Genomic DNA, 19368 nt, shown 5'->3' with positions numbered 1-19368 from the left:
ATTTTTCTTGTAGTCAGCACTTACGCAGCTAGATTAGTCATTGTATAGTTGATTTGACATTGACAATAATTAAGTTTAGTAAATTTCATCAGGACTTACGCAAAGTTTGATTTTTCACGGTATGTGGAAAAGGCCATTTTGCCTTCCCTGTCAAATCAATTCAAAATTACACTTCTAGCTTGCTCAAAACCCTTACAAGTGATTGTAGACCACTGATTATTTGAATCAGTGGGGGCAATGACCTTGAAGGATTAATCAATTCAAAATTTTTATTTTTCTTAATGAAAGCATAGTAAAAATAGACTTTTTGGCTTATTTAATCGTTCGATTGAACTTAAAATTTGGTTGAATTTTATCTAGATTTATCAGTTGAAATCGATTTTTCATAGACAAATTTATTCAAGCCTGTCTATCTCCAACGTCGGATGATAATTATCTGTCAGAAAATCATGCTTCAGCACAAATTCTCTATTTAAATAACAGAATTTTTTCTGATTTTTTTCAAAATGAGAATTGCTGGCGGCGAAGTTATAAGGGTTTCCGTCTTAGCGAGAGTTCACATCTGGGTTCGCAGAAATTTATTAGTGGGATAGATTCATAGCTGCCTTCAGCAAGAACTGCCCTCTGCCTTTCTCAATGAGTTATCTCCAAAGGATTAAAGGTAAGTAATTCGGATTAACTACCAACACTTTTGAAATCATTTTAGTTAAAATGCCCTAATTAAAGTGCCTAGAGTTGGCGTACTTAAAACTGAAGAGGCTAAATTCCCTGGAATATTCCCATCAATTATCCAGCAGTCAATCCCTAAACTAGAAATAGTCAAAAACTCCTCAACTTTCTTCGCCATCCCGCCAGTAACATCTACTGATTTGCTCTTGCCCAAGAAAGGTTTAATCTGAGAATAGTTAGCTTGAGTAATATTGGAAACTACTTGCCCATCTTGGTCATATACACCTGCATAATTCCCAACATTTATTAATCGAATTTTAAACTTACCTTGAAGATAGAAGTATTTTGCTAGTTCTGCAAGCATTGCATCTGTCGAGAGGACAGTACCACCAATAGCTTGATCTAGAACGACATCACCAAAAATTAAAGGAATCAAACCTGCTTTTAGACTACTTTCTATTACACTAAAGTCACTCTTCAAGAGTTTCTTATTATGAGTGATTATCATAGTAACAGGTGGCAAACTTACCACTGGTAAACCTGCTTGTAGAAAACTTTTAGCTACTAGGAAATTTAAATCTAAAGCATCTTGGTGAACTAAGCAAAACCCTAGTTTTTCTTCATCACATGAAAAACCATTAATTGTATTATATTTATTCGCTGATTGGTGGGCGAAAGAACCAGCACCGTTACCAATAATCAGTTTCAAATTAGGATTTTCACGTTTGATTAGGTTCACTTGCTCAACCAGTTGTGTTATAACTTCTCTTCGAGCAGTATAAGGTTTATCCTTGTCAGTAATTAAGGAACCTCCTAGCTTCACTAATACTAATTCCATAATCAAATATTAAATGAGAAAAGACAAAAACTTATAAAAAACTAATCCTAAACAAAAAATCAAAATTGCTAATAATCTCAACACAATTTAACAAAACGCATGAAAGGAAACAGTAAATTTTGGTTACAAAATAATGCAGAATTTATCGACCAGAATACATACGTCAGTCGTCAGAAAACAGGTATGAATTCTGTACGACACAACGACTGTGGTCAGTGCATCACTGAAGGATGAATAAGGGGGGTTGAGACCCCCACAAAACTAGAATTTTTGGTGGTCTAGTTGAAATGTAGGCAATCACTATTACTCCTACGCTTGTTAGCAGCAGTTTTCAAGTATTGCTATATACCATGTTCCTAAAGTTATTTTCCACTACTGCCGGGTTAGTGCGTGATTAAGCTTTTTTTTCTCTAAACTTTTTATCTTCATAGCAATCATCCCCACATATATTAGATCAAAAACAAAAATTGCAATATATAAAAATATAAATAAAAGTGACCTACCTTGTGTTGGATGATTAATATAAAACCCAATGGAAGCCAGCAAAGTTCCTATCATTTTGAAGATAGCAATAAAGATTGATTGACCTCGGACAGTATTACGTTTGGTCAACATATCAATAAAGAGAATAGACATGAGAAGATTTTGCCCAAAAGCTGTATACGCACCGCTCCAATCTTGAAACTCATTTGTGATTAACAGGACACAGCAAAAGCTAGTAAATAAAGTTAATATAAACACTGGATAAAATAATTTATTTGGTATATCCTTCAACTCAGATTGCCCAAACTTGAAAAATCCATACAAGATAATTAAATCAAGCATCAACCACAGAATATTGATTTGAAGTTGTGGTGGCTGATGAGGATGAATAAAAGAAAATATAAATTCCCATGATAGATTGGCACACAACGCAACCAACGGCATTCCATACGTTTGATCTTTAAAGCCACGTTGAATCAACAAAATATAAGTCAGTATCCAAAATGCTCCGCAGCCAAGCATTAAATAAGTTCCCATAAATCATTACCTCCTTTATGCTTTTTAAAAATCAAAATTCTTACGGGCTGTAATACAATTATTCCTCTTATACAAAGTAAATAATGCACTGCATGTCTAATACAAAGTTACTGAGCATGAGTGTTAACTCTAGTTAACCGCCTGTGCAATGAAAAACTGCCCTGGGGCAAGGAGTCCAGAGCAGCGCTTACAAAAAAATAAATATGGGAGTTTTAAACTGTTGCCCCCTACTTTACATATAATTCGTTTGCTATGTAATACTCTTCAGTTCAAGTTTTCTACTTTATGCAAAAAGAGCGAGAAACTTTTAAAACTGCACTATACAAGGATTAGACGCAATCAACCAAGCCCAATACAACAAACACCCTTAGCTGAGTGCGTGACAACCAATGGTTGTCAAAATTTGGTCAAACAAACATAAATGCACCATTACCCCAAGGAGCAATCGTAAGCTGTGGAGGGCGGTTGTAACAAGGACAGGGGAGAAGCGATCGCTTACATTAGGCGCACTTTCACAAAAATACTCTACCGAGTTATTCACATCAATAGAGTATATAAACTTACTATAATCATCTTTTACCAGCATTCAGCTTATCTCTTGGTAGTTATTTATACTTTTGTATAAATACTGCAAAATCCTGCCTACAGTTTACGTGGGGTTTCCCTTGCGTCGGCACAGGCAACTTATAACCGAACACTAAAGAAAAACCTATGTTTCGATTAGGTGAGTTGGTCGAGTTTCGATTTTACGGTGATGGGCTATCGATTCGGATTGTCCACGGCATTTTTAAGCTATGCAGGCAATAACTAAGGCTCTACTCCTTCATCAATCCAAGCATCAATTGCTGTTTTTACCTCTAATTCAGTCACAGCAGACCATTCTTTTTCATTGATAGTTGTTTTAAATTCCGCTCTTTTACCGTGACCAACTTTTTCCATTGAGTGTCCGCGATACACATTTTTAGGCTTAATCATTTTTCTTAATCATCTTTATAGAATATTATAAACTTTCGTTCAATAAGTTACAAGAATCATTATCACTAATAACGAGTTATCATGGATTATTTTAATGGTTCATATATTAAATACTGTTTGTTCAAATATTTATTAATAAGTAAGGTTAATTTAGAAATGTTTGCAATATATATTGTTTGGATAAAACTGGTGTTTAGCTTATCTTGCTATGTAATGCTAGGCTGGTTATTTGCTTGGACAGCAGTTTGGGATGAGGCTTTACAGCAGGGCAGTGCCTTTACTTTATCCAGAGTTACTTTAATATTTTTGACTTTAACATTGACTCGCAGTTTTGCTTGGAAAATTTTTGGCGTTATCAGTTGGGCTAAAACTTTAGGTTGGTGTTACATATTAAGCCACGGTGTAACTGGAATTTTACTTTTAGCTTTTAGTGGAGGAATAACATCATATGTAGTTTTATTGGTAGTACTAAGTATCGCTTGGGCTGGTGCTTTTAGTTCAGTCGCAGTAAAAAATCAATTACTTCTATTTTTTAGTCAGTTGCACACTGTGCTAATTTTGAGACTTACCTTAATCTTTGGTTTAGGTTTAGGGATGTTAGCCCGTCTGAGCAATCTCTAAAAATTATCTTTAACTTTCGGTTACACTACCCAATAGCCATACAATTTTCTGGCAAAATGCCTCTGATTCGCTGATAACTTCCTGTATTCTGGGATATCCCTTCTTTGTGCAAAGCCGAATGATTCCTATAGATATGAAACGACTCATCAAAAAAAACCCTAACCCAGTTCGCAAGAAAACAGAAGCAACCCCACCACCGATTGAACCCATTGAGATGCTTGAGAGCCTAAATATTCCTGAACCAGTAATTGAACCCAATTCACCTGTATACATTGAAGACTACGTTTCCGAATCCGAATACATTTCTGAACACTATCGCCCCCTACGCTCTGTTGGTAACTCCGGGTGGCAACCATCTGATGTGTGGCGCGAGTTGAGAGTTGATGATTTTTGTCGTGGGTGAGTCAGTATCCAGACAGTCGCACAAGCTGATGAACTCTCACAGGCTGAACTCAAGAAGCTGCAAGACAAACGTGCCAAAACCAAAACCGAACGACACCAGCAGCGCAAGGCGGAATTATCCCGTCGTTATGAAGTTGATGTTACCCCTGAGCTTGTCGAGAAGGATGATGACGGCTGGTATCCTCAACTGAGAATGCACTATTATTTGACGCTGGGGCGGGAATTTCTAACCAACCGTGATGCGAAACGGGCTAAGGCACAGTTAGAATTGGGGGAGAATTCGATTTGGAAACCAGATTTTAACAAGGGGCAGATGTTACCTGCTGTGTTGTTGTTAGAAGAACTGAATCTGTTGCAGTTGCTCACGCCTGGGGAGCAGTTGCGGGGGTCTGACGAGAAGATGCTGGAGTTTAAAGCGCTGGCTGTAAAGCATCGGCACGTTATCAAGAATTACTTGAATGTTAGTATCTCGGGAAAACACACACCGATAGCGATCGCTCAGAAGTTACTTGCCAAAATTGATTTGAAGTTGAACTACGTTGGTCGGTTGGGTAAGCGTGAAAACCGGAGTGCGTCTATCAATTCGTTGCCCCTGATGATCAGCGTGATTCGATTTTTGGGCAGTGGTTAAATCGAGATGAAGTGTTTCTTAGTGAGTCGGTGTCAGTCACGAATAATATAGAGTTACAAACACAAGTGACTGGCACAATATCAGATGACATTCCCCAAACATTAAATCAGGTTGAAAGTCCTGCTACCCAAGCCTGGAAGGGGCTGAAGCTGAAAATGCGGGAAGGACTCGACAGCGCTGGTCGGTTCTACCAACAGATGGTTTCCCAGCTTGGTGAAGCTATTGGCGTTGCTGATGGTGAGCCTTACTGGAATGCATACCTGGGGCAGTGGCAGATTTGGGTTAACTTTGCAGACGAGTGTAGGTCTGTGGTCTGTGATTGGTTGGTGGTGGTGTAGGTCAAAGTAGTTCACTGTTTCATCAAGACCGAAAATGTGAGTCGGTTATTTTACAGTTTCCCAGTTTGGAGCAAATAATCTCTATTGCCAAGCCATTGAAAAAGACAATTTTGTGTTCGTTATCTTCTGAGTCGCTTAAAGTAACGGGAACAAGTTTGTATTAATCCAAGATTGAACCTGAACCAACTTCCCACTGATGTTTGAGCAATTCTTGGTAAGTCGCTTCCCTTATCATCATCTGCTTATACAGCATCTGCAAAAACTCTTGAGCTTGTTCACGAGACATCTGCTGCACTTGATCAGAAAAAGTTCTAAGGCTAAATTCTTGTTCTAAAGATAATTCAATGGGTTGGTTCATAGCTTTTATTTGAGTTTGCTTGTGTAAGCAAATATTGTTTTATATAAATAAATGTTACGATGACTTTACAAAAGCTGAAGGGGTGTAAACCGTACCAATGTAGGTTAGAAATACCGTCTCTGCTGCTGAAAACCTTGATACAACTCCATTGTGGCAACCAAAGTAAAAACCTAAGTTCTAAAGTTTCTTACTAAGAGGTTTTTAAAAGCATTTTTAGCCTCTGTTTGCGGCTGGCGATCGCTCTTAAGGCGGGCGAAACAGCGCCATCGCTCAAAAGAAGAGATGGGCAATACAATTCTTTTTTTGGGCAAGAGTGGTGAGCGTCGAGGCGCGATGCTGGAGTTTGAGATGTGGAGACGACAGATTTGCTCAACTGCTGACAGATGCCCCACAGTGGACTGAATGGATGGATGGGGTGATTTTTCGGCACAGATTGCGATCGCTAAAAGGTCAGTTCCTCCCAATACACTTGGATATGCCTGCTTAAGTAATCAACAATAAATGTACTCCAGGCTCCTGCTCATCGCCCCACTAATTCTGTTAAAATCGCGTCTGCCAGCACGTAAATTTTGAGGCAGTGCCATGTGTGCAAAGGGATTCGATCAACTACAGTTACCAAAACTGCAACGGTTATGAAATCCCAGGCTACTCAAGACTATTCTAGGTAAGTGGAAACTTCAAATGTCAGCAACCCTAGTCTAAAGAGACAAAGCTTCCACACATCCCACGAGGTTTTGAGCCAATACACAAATTTAGTGTGAGGATTTAGCCATGTCTTACCCGATTCCGTCCAAAATGTGGCAGCGAGTCAGTATTGTAGCACTGTTGTTATTGATACCGTCAGTAGGAATTGCATTACGTCAGTCTGGTACGGTTGCGGTTCCAGTCAATCAGACTCCTAAGAGTTCTACACCAACAACCTCCATTCTACCTAATCATCCTGACTACCAAACACTCCAGGCATTTATACAAAAGTATAGTTGTGTCGTCTCCGTTCAAAACTTTGGTACAGTTGCGATAACCCGGACTGAGTTTGCCACAGTCTTGAATACCTGTGTGAATCGGAGCAATGAGCTAATAGCGACTGATCCCAAGATAGTTACCGAAGCGGATATGAAAACTTTGCAACGCTTGCAGTCCGAATTCGCACCGGAGTTAGCAACCCTAAGAAGTCAGATAGATGAATTGCAAGATTCTACTCCTACTCAGGCTCCCAGAGAACGTACTCAAGACGAGTCTACCCGAAAGACTCAACCCTTACCTACGGCTCCATCCCTTAGTATTTCGTCTGGCTCATCTGTGCAGAATCAAGTTGTTAACCGTGCGTACATACCTAAAACCCAAGCTGGTGGAATTAGGGGAGGGGTTGCCCCAGAGCCACAAACAGGTAGAAGATTTAATACAGAAAACTACAACCGAATTGAGGATAATCCCTTTCATCGCGTCGGTAATGACCCCCTTTCCACCTTTTCCATTGATGCAGATACAGCATCTTACAGCAACGTGCGACGCTTTATTACTCAAGGAGAATTACCACCCAAGGATGCAGTGCGAATTGAAGAACTAATCAACTATTTTAACTACAATTATCCCCAACCTAAAGACAATCGCCCTTTTTCTGTCACCACTGAAGTTGCTGCTGCTCCCTGGAATCCTCAACACAAGCTGGTACAGGTGGGTTTGCAAGGTAAACGCTTAGAGAGTGAAACCTTACCACCCAGCAACTTAGTATTTCTGATTGATGTCTCCGGTTCTATGGATGACCCCAACAAATTACCGTTGGTGCAACAGTCCCTGAAATTGCTGGTAAATAAACTACGTCCTGAAGACCGGGTAAGTTTGGTAGTTTATGCTGGCAATGCTGGATTAGTATTACCTGCTACTCCTGGTAGTCAAAAATCAACAATTCTGGCGGCGATTGACCGCTTAGAAGCTGGAGGCTCCACTGCTGGCGGTCAGGGCATTGAACTGGCCTACAAGATAGCTAAACAAAGCTTCCTTAAGTCTGGTAATAATAGAGTAATTCTAGCTACCGATGGAGATTTTAATGTCGGGGTTTCCAGTGATGCCGACCTGACGCGATTAATTGAACAGAAGCGAGATCAGGGAATTTTCCTGACGGTGTTGGGATTTGGTACTGGCAACTATAAGGACGGAAAAATGGAGCAACTGGCTGATAAGGGTAACGGCAACTACGCTTACATCGATACCCTATTGGAAGCCAAAAAGGTTTTAGTTAACGATTTGAGGGGAACTCTGTTTACCATTGCCAAGGATGTGAAAATTCAAGTGGAGTTTAATCCAGCGAAAGTTCAGGCATATCGCTTGATTGGTTACGAAAACCGCTTGCTGCAAAACCAGGATTTCAATGACGATAAGAAAGATGCAGGTGATATTGGGGCTGGTCATTCTGTGACAGCGCTTTATGAAATAATTCCCACTGGCATGAAGAGCGATGTGAAACTGCCTACATTAGACCCATTGCGGTATCAGCGTTCTGCTGAAACTGCCGCGGATGCTGGCGGCAATGAATTGATGCAGGTACAACTGCGCTATAAGTTGCCCCAGGACAACACCAGTCAACTAATTACCCAAACCATCCAAGATGATGATTTGAGAGCCGACCCCTCCACCAACCTGAGATTTGCTGCGGCGGTGGCGACCTTTGGGATGGTGCTGCGTGACTCTGAGTATAAGGGGAATGCTAATTATGATTTGGTAATGGAATTGGCAACTCAAGGGAAGGGAGAAGACCAGGAGGGCTATCGAGGTGAGTTTATTCGCTTGGTGGAGCAATCTAGGGGTTGATTACGAGGAAATAATTTGAATTGCTTTGACCTACCATTGCACTTCTTTTTTTATCTGCGATCGCTCATAAGTAAGTCGGTGTGAATATCTATCATCAGGTTCAGGCAGGAGGCAGGGGGCAGAAGGCAGGAGGAAAGAGGGTTTTAGTCCACTTTACTTTTATTAACATAGTTTGGTTTTTCCCACCTGTTCTACTTAGTCCAAATTCAAGTATAAAGATCCACAGCAGTTTTTGATAACGGCAGGAAGCAAATTTGCCATGATGTTAGTTAGCTATACTACAGTAGCTAACATTGCTAAAACTTCCTCACCTAGCACCAATAACGTTCTATTTTCTTTCGGTTCAGTAGATCAAACCACGGGAAACGTTTCATCCCAAATAGCAGATGTCACTGGTAAGGGAAATACCGAATGGCACGCTTGTTAAGCGCAAACCCTTGATTTAACTGGCTTTTGAGTGTGGGGAGCCAGATTTCTTCCTCATCCTCCCACACTCCCCACACCTCCCTCAGACAAAGGTTTCAGGTTTTCTTAGTGCCATTCGACTGTAGCTCTCAAACCCAGACCTTTGCAATCGTCAAGAAAGTCAGGGCTTGGTCAAAGAAAATTATTTTTCGCCCACCAACACCTGCTGTAGGATGCCCGAATCCGAACAGTGTGTCCTGTCTTGAGGAAGGCTATAGAGCCAACACTTCCACCACAGTAGCGAACGCTCATCTAAAGATCCAAGTTCTTAGCAAAGCATCAAATATTACCAATATTTAACATCAAAAGCTTTCTTTTCACTTAGTCAAGCAACTAGCAATATCTTGAAATCATTTGTGATAAAAAAGACTTATTTAGCGAGTACTAAACACATGACAAAAGTACTGTAATTTCAAGGTTTCTGACAATCAAAGTAAAAAGCGACTGCCGCTTAATAAGTAACAATCGCCACACTAAAACACTCTTGCATTCCTAGGATAACAAGAATGAAAGCGATAGTTACAGTAGCCCTTAAAAATCACATCATCAGTTTACATTCATCTGACTACTGGATTATCAAAAGCAGCAATTAAACAGCATATAACAGACCGCTATAACAGTGGAGAAATGCAAGCAGATTTGAACATTTTTCAATTGGATTTTGAATCAATCAGCACTCTTGTTGTCAAACAAGCGAATGACAACCTTGTAATCACCACCTCACAAATCAAGGGTGATATGCAAGATATACAAGCTCGTTGCAGGTCAGTCAGTTTGGTGATTGTGGATTATGTGCAGTTGATTGAACCAATGCGCCGTGAACGTGGCGAAAATCGTGTACAAGAAATCGACTCCATCTTGAAACAACTCAGAGCGATCGCTAAACAATTCAATTGCGCTGTCTTGGGTTTGGCGCAATTAAAAAGAGAAGTTGATTCCCGCTCCGAAAAGCGTCCAACCAAAGCTGATTTTCGAGAATCTGGAGGATTTGAACAAGAAGCTGCTGTGATGTTGGGTTTGTATAGAGAAGATTACTACGACAAACAGACCACCCAAAAAGGCATTTTTGAAGTCTCAGTTTTGAAAAGTCGGTTTAGTAGTGAGACGACTGTTAATCTCTTATTTGACGAAAGATTTGGACAGTTTAAAAATTTAGCTAAATCTAATTATTAAAACCCATGAAAGCGCTATCTGTTCGTCAGCCTTGGGCATGGGGAATTATTTACTCCATCAAAAACATAGAGAATCGTGGCTGGCCCATCAATTACCGAGGTGATATTCTCATCCATGCAGCGAAAAAGTGTACCAAGAAGGAATATGAAATCGCCTCTATCTTCTTTCAAAGCATGGGTGTGTCTATCCCAGAATTAATCTCTTTACGTCGCGGTCAAGTTATTGGCATTGTCACAATAGTTGATTGCAAGTTTTCACAAGTTGCGTCTGGTTGGGGGATGCCTGGGCAATATCACTGGAAGCTGGAGAATCCGCGAGAGATTACACCGATTCCTTACATCGGCCAACTGGGGATTTTTGAAGTGCCAGATGAACTGGTGAGGAGTGCGATCGCCTTATGAAATCAGTTCTTTCTCTTTTCTCCGGCATGGGCGGACTTTGCCACCACGGGATATCAGCCGCAGGTCTATCTCACAAATTTCGAGTCCAGCAATTTGTCGAAATCTCCGCTTATTCTCAATCAAAATTGCGCCATGAACAACCAGGAATTCCAATCCACGCAGATATTACCAACTACCACTGCCACCGAGGACAATTCGACATTTTGTGCGGGGGATTCCCCTGTAGTGGCACCAGTAACGCTGGAGATAAAAAAGGACTCAACGACCCCAGGTCTGGACTGTGGCACGAAATGTTCCGCATCATCAACCAGTGTAGACCAGCAATCGCTCTCATCGAAAACCCAACAGGGCTACTCTCTAGAGGAATGGCAACAGTCCTCGAAGACCTTTCCAAAATCCGGTACGTATGTGAATGGGAAACTATACCCGCGTACTGCCTCGGCTTGCCACATGAAAGAGAAAGAGTCTTTATCATTGCCTACGCCGATGGCTTATTCTACCGTCAACAGCCAACCCCCTGGGCAGACCAAATTGGAAATCAGATTACGCAAGTACGGTTCTCTCATGAAGACCGAAGCTTTGAACCCGGCATTCGTGAGGTGGCTTTTGGGATTCCCGTTGGAGTAGCCAAGGGAATCAAGGGTAATTATGATGCCCGTCGTGCTTATGGTTTGAGTTGTTCTCCACGGCAAGCTGCTGTGGCATGGAAACGAATTGATTACTTGTGGGGTCTTCTCGCTCATAATCAGGCATAAGCATGATTAACCTTGTCACAACCTAGAAGAATAGTTGCTATCTTTCGCCTTCTTCAAATGCGATCGCCCATCGCACGAGCGATCAGCTACGATTTAGAGAGGCAGTGGGTATGGCAATATACCCATAAGCACTTGGGTACTTGAGTACTGATGCACCAGCACTCCTTATTGTTCAAAGTCGTCAAACCAAGATTAAAATTTATCCAAAAGTTAGTGCAAGAAAACAAATATTTTGTCTTGCGGATAAAAAACAATTTAGTGTTTATTTATCCAATCGAGAATTGTATCCAATTTTGCTTGGAGTTTAGCGTTTTCTCGCTCCAAATAATCCACGCGTTCATGCACTAATTTCACCTCATCTAAAATGGTTGTATTCGCTGGAAACAGCCAAGCTGTACGAGCTTGAGTAGAAGTTACACTGTCTAAAGAACGGATATCTACCCCAAAACCCATTAAAGATGGACGTTCTACATAAGTAACCCGATGTAAAACCCGCCATGTTTTATTCGGACGACCACATTGGACTTGACGTAAAGCTCGCGCTTCTTCATCGTTACTCGCTAACCATTCAGGATCGACAACATAGCGGAAGAAATCCAAATAGTTATTGGTACTATTTTCGAGGTAAAAACTCATCATGCGGAAGCGATCGACTTTTTCACCTGGTTGGAAGGGAACATCATTTTCGTCGGTAATTCCCAAAGCTTCGATACCGCCTAAATCCACCTTTAACTCCATCCCCTTACTACTCGCTTGGGTTTTGGTCATGGTTTGAGTCATATTAGTGGTCGCTAAAGCAGTCAACGCACCGGAGACTTTGAAAACACTAATATCTCCTTCGTATCCCATTCCTGCACTGAGTCCAAATGAGCCGCCAATGGTATGTTCTGAGGTATTAGCAAAGCTCTGTTCTTCCACTCGCAAACCGCCATCTGCATCCCAAACGTATGTATTGACAATATTGCGTTTACCCGAACGAACAAGGATGTTCTCCATATTTTTTTGCCAACCTGCAAAACTGGCTAAAGCATGGGTGCGCTGTTTAATATCCTTAATGCGAGAGCTAATTTCTTGCTTACGCTGATCTCCTTGTTTTTGTAAATCTTTGAGTTTTGCTCCACCTTCTTCTTGAATTTGGTCAATTTGGGCTTGTTTTTGAGCATCCGTTGTCCCTTGACCAGAGGTATTAATGGTTTCCGCGCCTTCATTCAAACTAATCGCTTGTAAGGGAGTTGCTTGATTCGCTTGACGATTTAAAGCGGTTTCATCAACTAAATTAGAGTTGAAGTTATCAAAGTAAGATTGTCGCTCTTTATCAGCTTTTTCAATTTGTTGTTTGAGGTTGTAAGCTTCCATCAAACGGAAGTAACTAGCGGGATAAAGTGAGCCGTATTGGGCGCGCATTTGGGGAACATGACCATAAAATTGATCATTAGCCGCACTACTGCCAACTAAACCATCTAATGTCCCGTTCATCACATAAGCGGGATTCATTAAGAAGGTAATGGTATTAACATCAGGGGGAATATCTTCTACTGGACGAACTTCATAGCCCACCATTTTTTTCGTGCGAGACAGTCGGGTAACAAAGACATCGGCTAAACTAGAAACCACTAAGGCATAACCGATATTTTTCGGGATGAAACGACGGCCATATTGGGAGAATTGAGCGTTTACTTCTGGCGCACCTCTTAATTCTAGGCGATCGGTCATTGCTAAAGAAGAACTAGAAGTAATATTACTTTGATTCAACCATTGATAACTCATGTCTAAAGTACCTTTAAACCCGGCTTTGGTACTTTCAATTTGGGTAGCTACACCAACTCCGGCTAAGGTTTGAGAATCAGTCCCTAAGAAAATATCAGCACTTCCCCCTAAACCAGCATCCTGAGAACGATTCCAACTGTATTCTACATCTTCAGTGGTCGTTAGTTCTACACTAGTTGCGCCATTGTATTGATAGTCTCCATCCTGATTCATGTTTTCACTAGGAACAGGAGGCGCACCTTCCATATAACCGAGCAGGGTCGGCTTAAATTGGGCATTACCAATCCAAAGTAACTCTAAACTTTCAATCCGTTTATCCGCAAGCACTTCTATTCCTTTACCAGTGGGATAAGCAAACATTCGCCGCATCATGGCTGATTTTTGTTTGCTGACAGGATCAACATCATAAGTCCCATATTCAACGCTGGTAATCGCTGAATCTAAGACCAGGCTTCCTTTTCCTTGATTGAGAGGGAAACAATCAAGAGATAACACACTCATCATTCCGGGGAAAGATAGATCATTAGTTGTTGCTAAAGTAGCGCCACCATTGACTGTGCCATTAAAACTACCGACTAAACCAGTCACGGTAGTTCCAGTCATACTATCTAAACGCCAATATCCCACCAAATTCGCTTCTGTACCGACCAAGCGTTGATTCATATCCGCCTGAATTTCTGCTTGGGTACGGGCTTTATTCCAGATGCGAACTTCTCCCATTTTGCCTTTGAAGAAGCTGGCAGAAGGGTTGTATTGATTATGATAAGCACCAATCAAAACATTCGTAGCATTATCAGTACTACCACCGAGAGTTCCAGTACCTGCGGGTTGTCCGTTGATATAGAAACTAACTATTGAGCCATTATAGGTAGCAGCAATATGATTGAATTTCCCGGTTGGTACTATTCCTGAAGATACTATTGCCCAAGGTGCAACATTGTGATTAATTCCGAGTTTTTTCTGACTATCTAGAAAGAATCTATATGAACCGTTCACACCACCATTCCATTTAGAAATAATGGTCATCTCGCTGGCTGCTGTATCTACATTAATCCAGGCTTCAATGGTATAGGCTGCTGTTCCAGGGAAGGCTAGAGTGGCTGGATTAGCTAAATTGATATAATCATCTACTCCGTCAAAGACGCTAGCAGGAACAGGGACGAGAGTAGAAACAGAATTTTTAACTACTTTAGGAGTAGCAGTAATTAGAGAAGCATTGTAAACTGTGCCACTAGAGTTTTTGACTAACTCAAAAACTTTAGTGGTTGAGCCTTCGGTATAAGTGCTATTGAGAGGTAAATAAAGCTCTAATCCGGTTTCTTTACCTGTAAGGCGTTTGGTCATGTTCGCCTGAATTTCTGCTTGAGTGCGGCCTATATTCCAAACTCGCACATCTGCTATTTGTCCGGTAAAAGGGTCTTTGTCTCCACCATTCCAAACACCGGCAGCGATCGCTACGGGAAAGGCGGAAGTCCCATAATTAGATGTTGTAGCTCCTCCCTCTGCTTTTTTCACCCCATCAATGTAAAGATAGACTTTCTGACCATCACCAACTACCGCCACATGGTGCCATTCATTAACAGGATAGGAATAAGCAGTTTGGACTAAGCCGGAGTTATTTGTCCAGATTGCCAGTTGTTGGGCTTGAAACCCAAATTCAATCAGATCATTCTGACCAAAAAGACTTGTAGTACCGACAAAGGATGCAGGTTTAATCCAACCTTCAAGCGTAAAGGCAGAACGATTATTGAGGACAGTCGATGGAATATTGATATAGCTGCCATTGCCAGAAAAGTTCATCACTTGGGAGATGGGAGAGGCTAAAACTTTGGTATTACCGAACCAATTTTCACTGACAATTGTGCCATTATTCCCCTTGCCTGTGTAATCCCGTGCTTGCGTACCAGAACCTTCACTCAGACGATAATAAGCCGCCAATCCCGGTTCATTTCCGGTTAAATAAACTTGGCTATTGGCTTGAATTTCTGTATCGGTGAGGGGTAGATTCCAGAATCGGATTTCGGAGATTTTACCAAAAGCTTCACCTCCAGCTTCTGTATTGCCGATTTGTTGAATATTGCTGTTAGTTTTTGCTAAACATTCGCCAACTTTCTTACCATCAATATAAAAGATGGTTTTTGAGCTAGTGTTTGCTCCTTGTGTCTCTGTTGTTCCTACTACTGCTAGATTATGCCAACCTTGAGGAAGTAGGGATAAATCATAAGCATTGGTTTGATTGTTGGCTAAAGTGCTATTAACAAGACAATAGTAAAATGTGTTGTTGACATAAGTGCCTAGATATTTTTTGCCTTGAACAGCAACAGGGCGATCACCACCAGTTTTAGCAATTAAAGTATTCCATTGGGCTGTATCTGGGAAAGGATAGACAAAATTCGCTTCTATTGTCCAGTTATCCCCTAAAAAATTTCCACTTGCACCCAAAGTAATTCTTTTTGCCCCACTATCACAATTTAAACAGGTAGGATACTGATCCGGCAACCATTGTTCAAAATAGGTATTAACTTCATCAGCAGCAGCATCAAAGACTCCTTGACGCAGTGTTCCTTGTTGATCAAAGTAACTTAATTGCACCATCCCTTCAACAGTTTCTAAGGCAGTCACACGACTAGCAGAACGCATAAAGTCGAGAATTGCTCCTGTAGTGGCTAATTCCCCTTTAGTTGCGATCGCTGGCATAGTGTATGCCGTTTGCTGTGTGGTTTTAAAGCCATTAATAACGTTAGTGTTGAGGGTATTTAACTCAGTGCGAACTGTGTCCAATCTTTTGATGATTGCTGATAATGTATCCTCTAAATCTTTCTGATTTAGATTACTGTTTTGGGATTTCAAGCTTTCCAATTCTTTTTTGAGAATTGTTAAAAGATTGTTTTCTGTTTCCCAAAGGGTTCTGGCTTGAGGCAATAATACATTTTCAACTCCTGAAGCATCCCAGCCATAAGCTTCTACCGTTATGCTGGTTATTTGATTGTTCAGCACACTACCTAAACTTGGCCATGAGCCTGTGTTACCAGTATTACTTCTGCCTGAAAACGTATGTTCATAGAAACCAACTATCAATCCTTCTGGTATTCTTGCTGATCTCATCCGATCATTCCAAGTCAATGATCCTGAATACCGGAAGTTAGTGAGAGTGTGGGAACCTCGCCCCAGTACAAGACTATCTCCTTGATAATTCTCAAGTGTATAGATAGTTATGGTTAACTTCAGTTTGTTTTCATAATCAGTCTTCACTCGCAAGGCATCATCAACTTTTATTTGCTGTTGTGCAACAGCCGTTTCCTTAGCTGTGATCTGTGCCTGTCTTTCTGTATCTGATCGCTTGACAAAATCAAGTAATTTTTCAGTCTCACTTTTTGCTAAAACTAGCGTCTGTTCTTCTAATTCCTTACCTTGCAGTTGTTCAAGTTGGGTAGTTAATTGCGGACTACCTAAAGTTGATAAGGTGACAGTATCGGTATAACTGGCTTGGTTAATAACATCAGATGTCTTCTGAATGCGATGTTTACGGACTTCTAAGGTCGTCCAAGTTCCTTTTACTTCAGAAATTTCCAAACAACGAACTAAGTTAACTTCATCGGGTACAGTAAACCGACAAGAGGCTTGATACCAACCCGGTTCTGAAGCGAGTTGAATTTGAGTGATTTCTCCAGCAAAGGTAATTTTCTTGTCGGAACGATGGCTTTTTTGTCCCCAATAGGTGCATTGAAAGATTTTGCTGCCATTAATATTATTGGGTTCGAGTTTAATGTTCGCTTTAAACTCAAAAGTTTCTTCATAAGTTGCCCGTTGAGTAACTGCAAATAACTCTTTATTGAGATATTGTGCTACATCTGTTTTTCCATCTGCTAACTTACGGTTAAGAGTAACAGCACTTACATAACAATCCCCGTAAACGATACCATCATTTTTATTAACAGAAAAATCAACTACCTGACGCTGTTTATTTTCATCAATGGCAATTCCACCTAAACGCCAATAACCCACTAAATTTGTTTCTTGCCCAGTCAGTTGCAAGTACATACTATTATTGATTTCTTTGCCACTACGAGCAACTTTCCAGATACAGAGTTCCGATACAGTCCCTTCATAGTAATCACTGTTGGCTGTCGCAAATTTTCCTAAATGCAGAATAGCAGTTTTCGGAAGTGGGCGATTACAGCCAGTAACACTGTGCCACAATATGCCATTGCGATAAATTTTCATTTCTCCAATTTTGGCATTTTTGGTAAACGCCCAATGCACCCATTCCCCTTTATATTCAGTTGGTTGGGTGGCTTTTTCGATGCGATCTGATCCATTACCATCTGCCCCACAATCAAAGTAAATTGAACCGTTACTCCAAGGCAAATGGATGTTTAAAACTCGCTCATTATTCACCCCATTAGCATAAATAAAGGCATTATTTTTAGGTAAAGAAATTCCTCCTTTTGCCCAAAAAGTGATCGTAATTTCATTACCAATGGGCATACTTTCAGGGGGAAGTTCCACATAACTATCTACCCCATTTAAGACAATACCGCGCCGTTTTAAAGACTGGAGTTTTAAATTAACAGCTTCTCCATTTTGCCAAGTCAGATTATTAACGGCAAAGTTTTGATTGTCAATCTTAGTAATGGCATAAGTCCCATCATAATTTGTGGTATCGAAAATCTGGACTTCATCGCCATTTTCTAAGCCATGATTTTCAGCTTTGACTCGCAGTTTTCCGTTAGCAATCAGTTCATAACCTGTGATGATGCCATCAAATACTACTGCTTGTTCTTTGGGAGGTACAGCTTGCCATGTTCCTAATTGACTATTACTAGAACTGCTAATTTCTACCCAGGGAGCATTGATTTCAAAGGTAGTATTATCAATTTTGGTAATGGTATAATGACCATCATAACCACTGGTATTTTGAATAAAAATTTGCTGATTATTTTTGATAATAGCAGTTTCAGCAGAGGTAACTTGAACAGTAGCAATACCATCTTCAATAACTCGATTAAAAGCGGTAATTTTTCCTTCTGGTGGTGGACTAGCAATGCCAAAACTTTTAATCTCATCTAAAGTATTAAGAGGAAGTAAAACATCCCGAACATTACTGCGGAGTGTTTGGGTGGCAGCAGTATCACTAATTTGAGATAATGTGCCATCATTTAAAGCGGCAAAGCTAATAGTAGCGACATTTCCTTGAGTGGTGACAATCCCTAACATTACCTTAGTGGCATCCCGCATTAATTGCGTTCCAGCTTCGGTTTGTTGAGAGGTTTGGACATAATATTTAGTCGCCGTAATGCCATTGCCAACTTGTACGTTTAAGTCAAGGGTACGTTTAATAATTCCGGCAATGTTACGGGAAATCAGAGTCGGATCATCTTCCGATTTCGGCTCAAAAATCGTGTAATCTTGAACATCAAATAATCCTTCATCGGAAACTCGTAGGCAAGAAAGTTCAACTTTTTGAGTTTGGCTATTATAGGCGAAAATATGCCACCGATATTGATCGAGTTCTACTGTAGGTAACTGGACTACAGAAAACCAACCTTTCTGAAGATTATTAATAAAACTTAATTCGGTAGTGGGTTCATAGAAAGGAATACCATTAGCATCACGATAGTCAACTGAGTCAATATTTTTTAATCCACCAATCCCTTGCTGCATCTTTTCACTGGCTGCAAACCTTTGTCCACTGCGCTTGAAACGAACTTGCAGTTTGCGGACTAATTTATTAGCAATACCATCTAACACATAGCGATCGCATAACAGGGTATTCTGTTTAGATTGACGGAATACATAAAGATGTTCTGTCCCCGATACTAATTGTACAGGTGCAACGGCGGTTTGGTCTTGGGTACGATAACGAGAACGTAAGATAAACTGACTGTTATTTTCTTGATAGGTTAATTCGTTAGTTTCCTTAGCCACTACAGAAGCATCATCTTTTGCTTCATTAGGAAACTCCAATACTTGCCAATTTTCCCAACCGTTACGCTGTTCAGGCGGTGTGTTGAGATAACTATCTTCAAAGCCATCTTGTTTGATTGTATACCAAACCTTGCCCTGAGTATCTGTACCGAATAAGACGACTTTACCCGCATGAGTGATGCTGTTGATGTATTGGATTTGTTCTTGTTTAAGTAGCAT

General features: G+C 40.7%; 17 protein-coding genes. 10 read left to right on the top strand and 7 right to left on the bottom strand.

What is annotated here, in order from left to right; translation table 11 throughout:
- Window positions 1-706: 706 nt before the first annotated feature.
- The 4 genes from FD724_RS40155 to FD724_RS40140 form a co-directional block, all read right to left on the bottom strand.
- Window positions 707-1507 (bottom strand): isopentenyl phosphate kinase, encoded by an 801-nt coding sequence (locus FD724_RS40155; protein ID WP_179077085.1) that lies wholly within the window; start codon window positions 1505-1507, stop codon window positions 707-709.
- Window positions 1508-1879: 372 nt separating this feature from the next.
- Window positions 1880-2527, bottom strand: coding sequence for a hypothetical protein (locus tag FD724_RS40150; protein WP_179077084.1), 648 nt, complete (start codon window positions 2525-2527; stop codon window positions 1880-1882).
- A gap of 367 nt (window positions 2528-2894) precedes the next feature.
- Window positions 2895-3113, bottom strand: a complete 219-nt coding sequence (locus tag FD724_RS40145; RefSeq protein WP_179077083.1) for a hypothetical protein — start codon at window positions 3111-3113, stop codon at window positions 2895-2897.
- Between the two features lie 221 nt (window positions 3114-3334).
- On the bottom strand, window positions 3335-3502 hold the full coding sequence (locus FD724_RS40140; protein ID WP_167407684.1) for a hypothetical protein: 168 nt from the start codon (window positions 3500-3502) through the stop codon (window positions 3335-3337).
- Between the two features lie 81 nt (window positions 3503-3583).
- Here FD724_RS40140 and FD724_RS40135 point away from each other — a divergent pair, with 81 nt between their 5' ends.
- The 4 genes from FD724_RS40135 (at window position 3584) to FD724_RS40120 (ending at window position 5494) form a co-directional block, all read left to right on the top strand.
- Window positions 3584-4123, top strand: coding sequence for a hypothetical protein (locus FD724_RS40135; protein ID WP_179077082.1), 540 nt, complete (start codon window positions 3584-3586; stop codon window positions 4121-4123).
- Between the two features lie 118 nt (window positions 4124-4241).
- Window positions 4242-4526 carry a hypothetical protein gene (locus FD724_RS40130; RefSeq protein ID WP_179077081.1) on the top strand — a complete coding sequence of 95 codons (285 nt, stop codon included), beginning with the start codon at window positions 4242-4244 and terminating at the stop codon, window positions 4524-4526.
- A 192-nt stretch (window positions 4527-4718) separates the two neighbouring features.
- Window positions 4719-5156: a hypothetical protein gene (locus FD724_RS40125; protein WP_179077080.1), complete on the top strand. Its 438-nt coding sequence runs from the start codon at window positions 4719-4721 to the stop codon at window positions 5154-5156.
- Window positions 5157-5185: 29 nt separating this feature from the next.
- Window positions 5186-5494: a hypothetical protein gene (locus FD724_RS40120; protein WP_179077079.1), complete on the top strand. Its 309-nt coding sequence runs from the start codon at window positions 5186-5188 to the stop codon at window positions 5492-5494.
- 160 nt (window positions 5495-5654) lie between these two features.
- Here FD724_RS40120 and FD724_RS40115 read toward each other — a convergent pair whose 3' ends face one another.
- Together FD724_RS40115 and FD724_RS40110 are read right to left on the bottom strand one after the other, a co-directional pair.
- Window positions 5655-5852 (bottom strand): NblA/ycf18 family protein, encoded by a 198-nt coding sequence (locus tag FD724_RS40115; RefSeq protein WP_179076377.1) that lies wholly within the window; start codon window positions 5850-5852, stop codon window positions 5655-5657.
- 170 nt (window positions 5853-6022) lie between these two features.
- Window positions 6023-6316, bottom strand: coding sequence for a hypothetical protein (locus tag FD724_RS40110; protein WP_179077078.1), 294 nt, complete (start codon window positions 6314-6316; stop codon window positions 6023-6025).
- 307 nt (window positions 6317-6623) lie between these two features.
- On the opposite strand from FD724_RS40110, the gene FD724_RS40105 reads away from it, so the two are divergent.
- The 6 genes from FD724_RS40105 (at window position 6624) to FD724_RS41665 (ending at window position 11598) form a co-directional block, all read left to right on the top strand.
- Complete coding sequence (locus tag FD724_RS40105; RefSeq protein WP_179077077.1) at window positions 6624-8660, top strand: VWA domain-containing protein; 2037 nt, start codon at window positions 6624-6626, stop codon at window positions 8658-8660.
- A 259-nt stretch (window positions 8661-8919) separates the two neighbouring features.
- A complete protein-coding gene (locus tag FD724_RS40100; RefSeq protein WP_179076390.1) occupies window positions 8920-9087 on the top strand; it encodes a hypothetical protein in 168 nt (55 codons plus the stop codon).
- 665 nt (window positions 9088-9752) lie between these two features.
- The gene (locus FD724_RS40095) at window positions 9753-10298 is read left to right on the top strand and encodes a DnaB-like helicase C-terminal domain-containing protein (RefSeq protein WP_218651572.1); all 546 of its coding nucleotides are present in this window, start codon (window positions 9753-9755) and stop codon (window positions 10296-10298) included.
- A gap of 5 nt (window positions 10299-10303) precedes the next feature.
- Window positions 10304-10699 (top strand): ASCH domain-containing protein, encoded by a 396-nt coding sequence (locus FD724_RS40090; RefSeq protein ID WP_179077076.1) that lies wholly within the window; start codon window positions 10304-10306, stop codon window positions 10697-10699.
- Window positions 10696-11454, top strand: coding sequence for a DNA cytosine methyltransferase (locus FD724_RS40085; protein ID WP_179077075.1), 759 nt, complete (start codon window positions 10696-10698; stop codon window positions 11452-11454). Before FD724_RS40090 ends, FD724_RS40085 begins: the two co-directional genes overlap by 4 nt.
- Window positions 11455-11466: 12 nt before the next feature.
- Window positions 11467-11598, top strand: coding sequence for a hypothetical protein (locus FD724_RS41665; protein ID WP_256874832.1), 132 nt, complete (start codon window positions 11467-11469; stop codon window positions 11596-11598).
- 111 nt (window positions 11599-11709) lie between these two features.
- On the opposite strand, the gene FD724_RS40080 is transcribed toward FD724_RS41665, so the two are convergent.
- On the bottom strand, window positions 11710-19368 hold a 7659-nt coding region (locus FD724_RS40080; RefSeq protein WP_179077074.1), incomplete at its 5' end, for a LamG-like jellyroll fold domain-containing protein.

Origin of the sequence: Nostoc sp. C057, assembly GCF_013393925.1 — a bacterium.
In the GTDB taxonomy this organism is placed as follows: Bacteria; Cyanobacteriota; Cyanobacteriia; order Cyanobacteriales; family Nostocaceae; genus Nostoc; species Nostoc muscorum_A.
The sequence above is the reverse complement of the archived record's forward strand: the minus strand, read 5'-3'. Positions and strand labels throughout refer to the sequence as shown.

Bases quoted from the DNA above. Each gene is read 5' to 3' on its own strand.
- FD724_RS40155 (WP_179077085.1), bottom strand. From the start codon at position 1,507: ATGGAATTAGTATTAGTGAAGCTAGGAGGTTCCTTAATTACTGACAAG.
- FD724_RS40150 (WP_179077084.1), bottom strand. From the start codon at position 2,527: ATGGGAACTTATTTAATGCTTGGCTGCGGAGCATTTTGGATACTGACT.
- FD724_RS40145 (WP_179077083.1), bottom strand. From the start codon at position 3,113: ATGCTGGTAAAAGATGATTATAGTAAGTTTATATACTCTATTGATGTG.
- FD724_RS40140 (WP_167407684.1), bottom strand. From the start codon at position 3,502: ATGATTAAGCCTAAAAATGTGTATCGCGGACACTCAATGGAAAAAGTT.
- FD724_RS40135 (WP_179077082.1), top strand. From the start codon at position 3,584: ATGGATTATTTTAATGGTTCATATATTAAATACTGTTTGTTCAAATAT.
- FD724_RS40130 (WP_179077081.1), top strand. From the start codon at position 4,242: ATGATTCCTATAGATATGAAACGACTCATCAAAAAAAACCCTAACCCA.
- FD724_RS40125 (WP_179077080.1), top strand. From the start codon at position 4,719: ATGCACTATTATTTGACGCTGGGGCGGGAATTTCTAACCAACCGTGAT.
- FD724_RS40115 (WP_179076377.1), bottom strand. From the start codon at position 5,852: ATGAACCAACCCATTGAATTATCTTTAGAACAAGAATTTAGCCTTAGA.
- FD724_RS40105 (WP_179077077.1), top strand. From the start codon at position 6,624: ATGTCTTACCCGATTCCGTCCAAAATGTGGCAGCGAGTCAGTATTGTA.
- FD724_RS40100 (WP_179076390.1), top strand. From the start codon at position 8,920: ATGATGTTAGTTAGCTATACTACAGTAGCTAACATTGCTAAAACTTCC.
- FD724_RS40095 (WP_218651572.1), top strand. From the start codon at position 9,753: ATGCAAGCAGATTTGAACATTTTTCAATTGGATTTTGAATCAATCAGC.
- FD724_RS40090 (WP_179077076.1), top strand. From the start codon at position 10,304: ATGAAAGCGCTATCTGTTCGTCAGCCTTGGGCATGGGGAATTATTTAC.
- FD724_RS40085 (WP_179077075.1), top strand. From the start codon at position 10,696: ATGAAATCAGTTCTTTCTCTTTTCTCCGGCATGGGCGGACTTTGCCAC.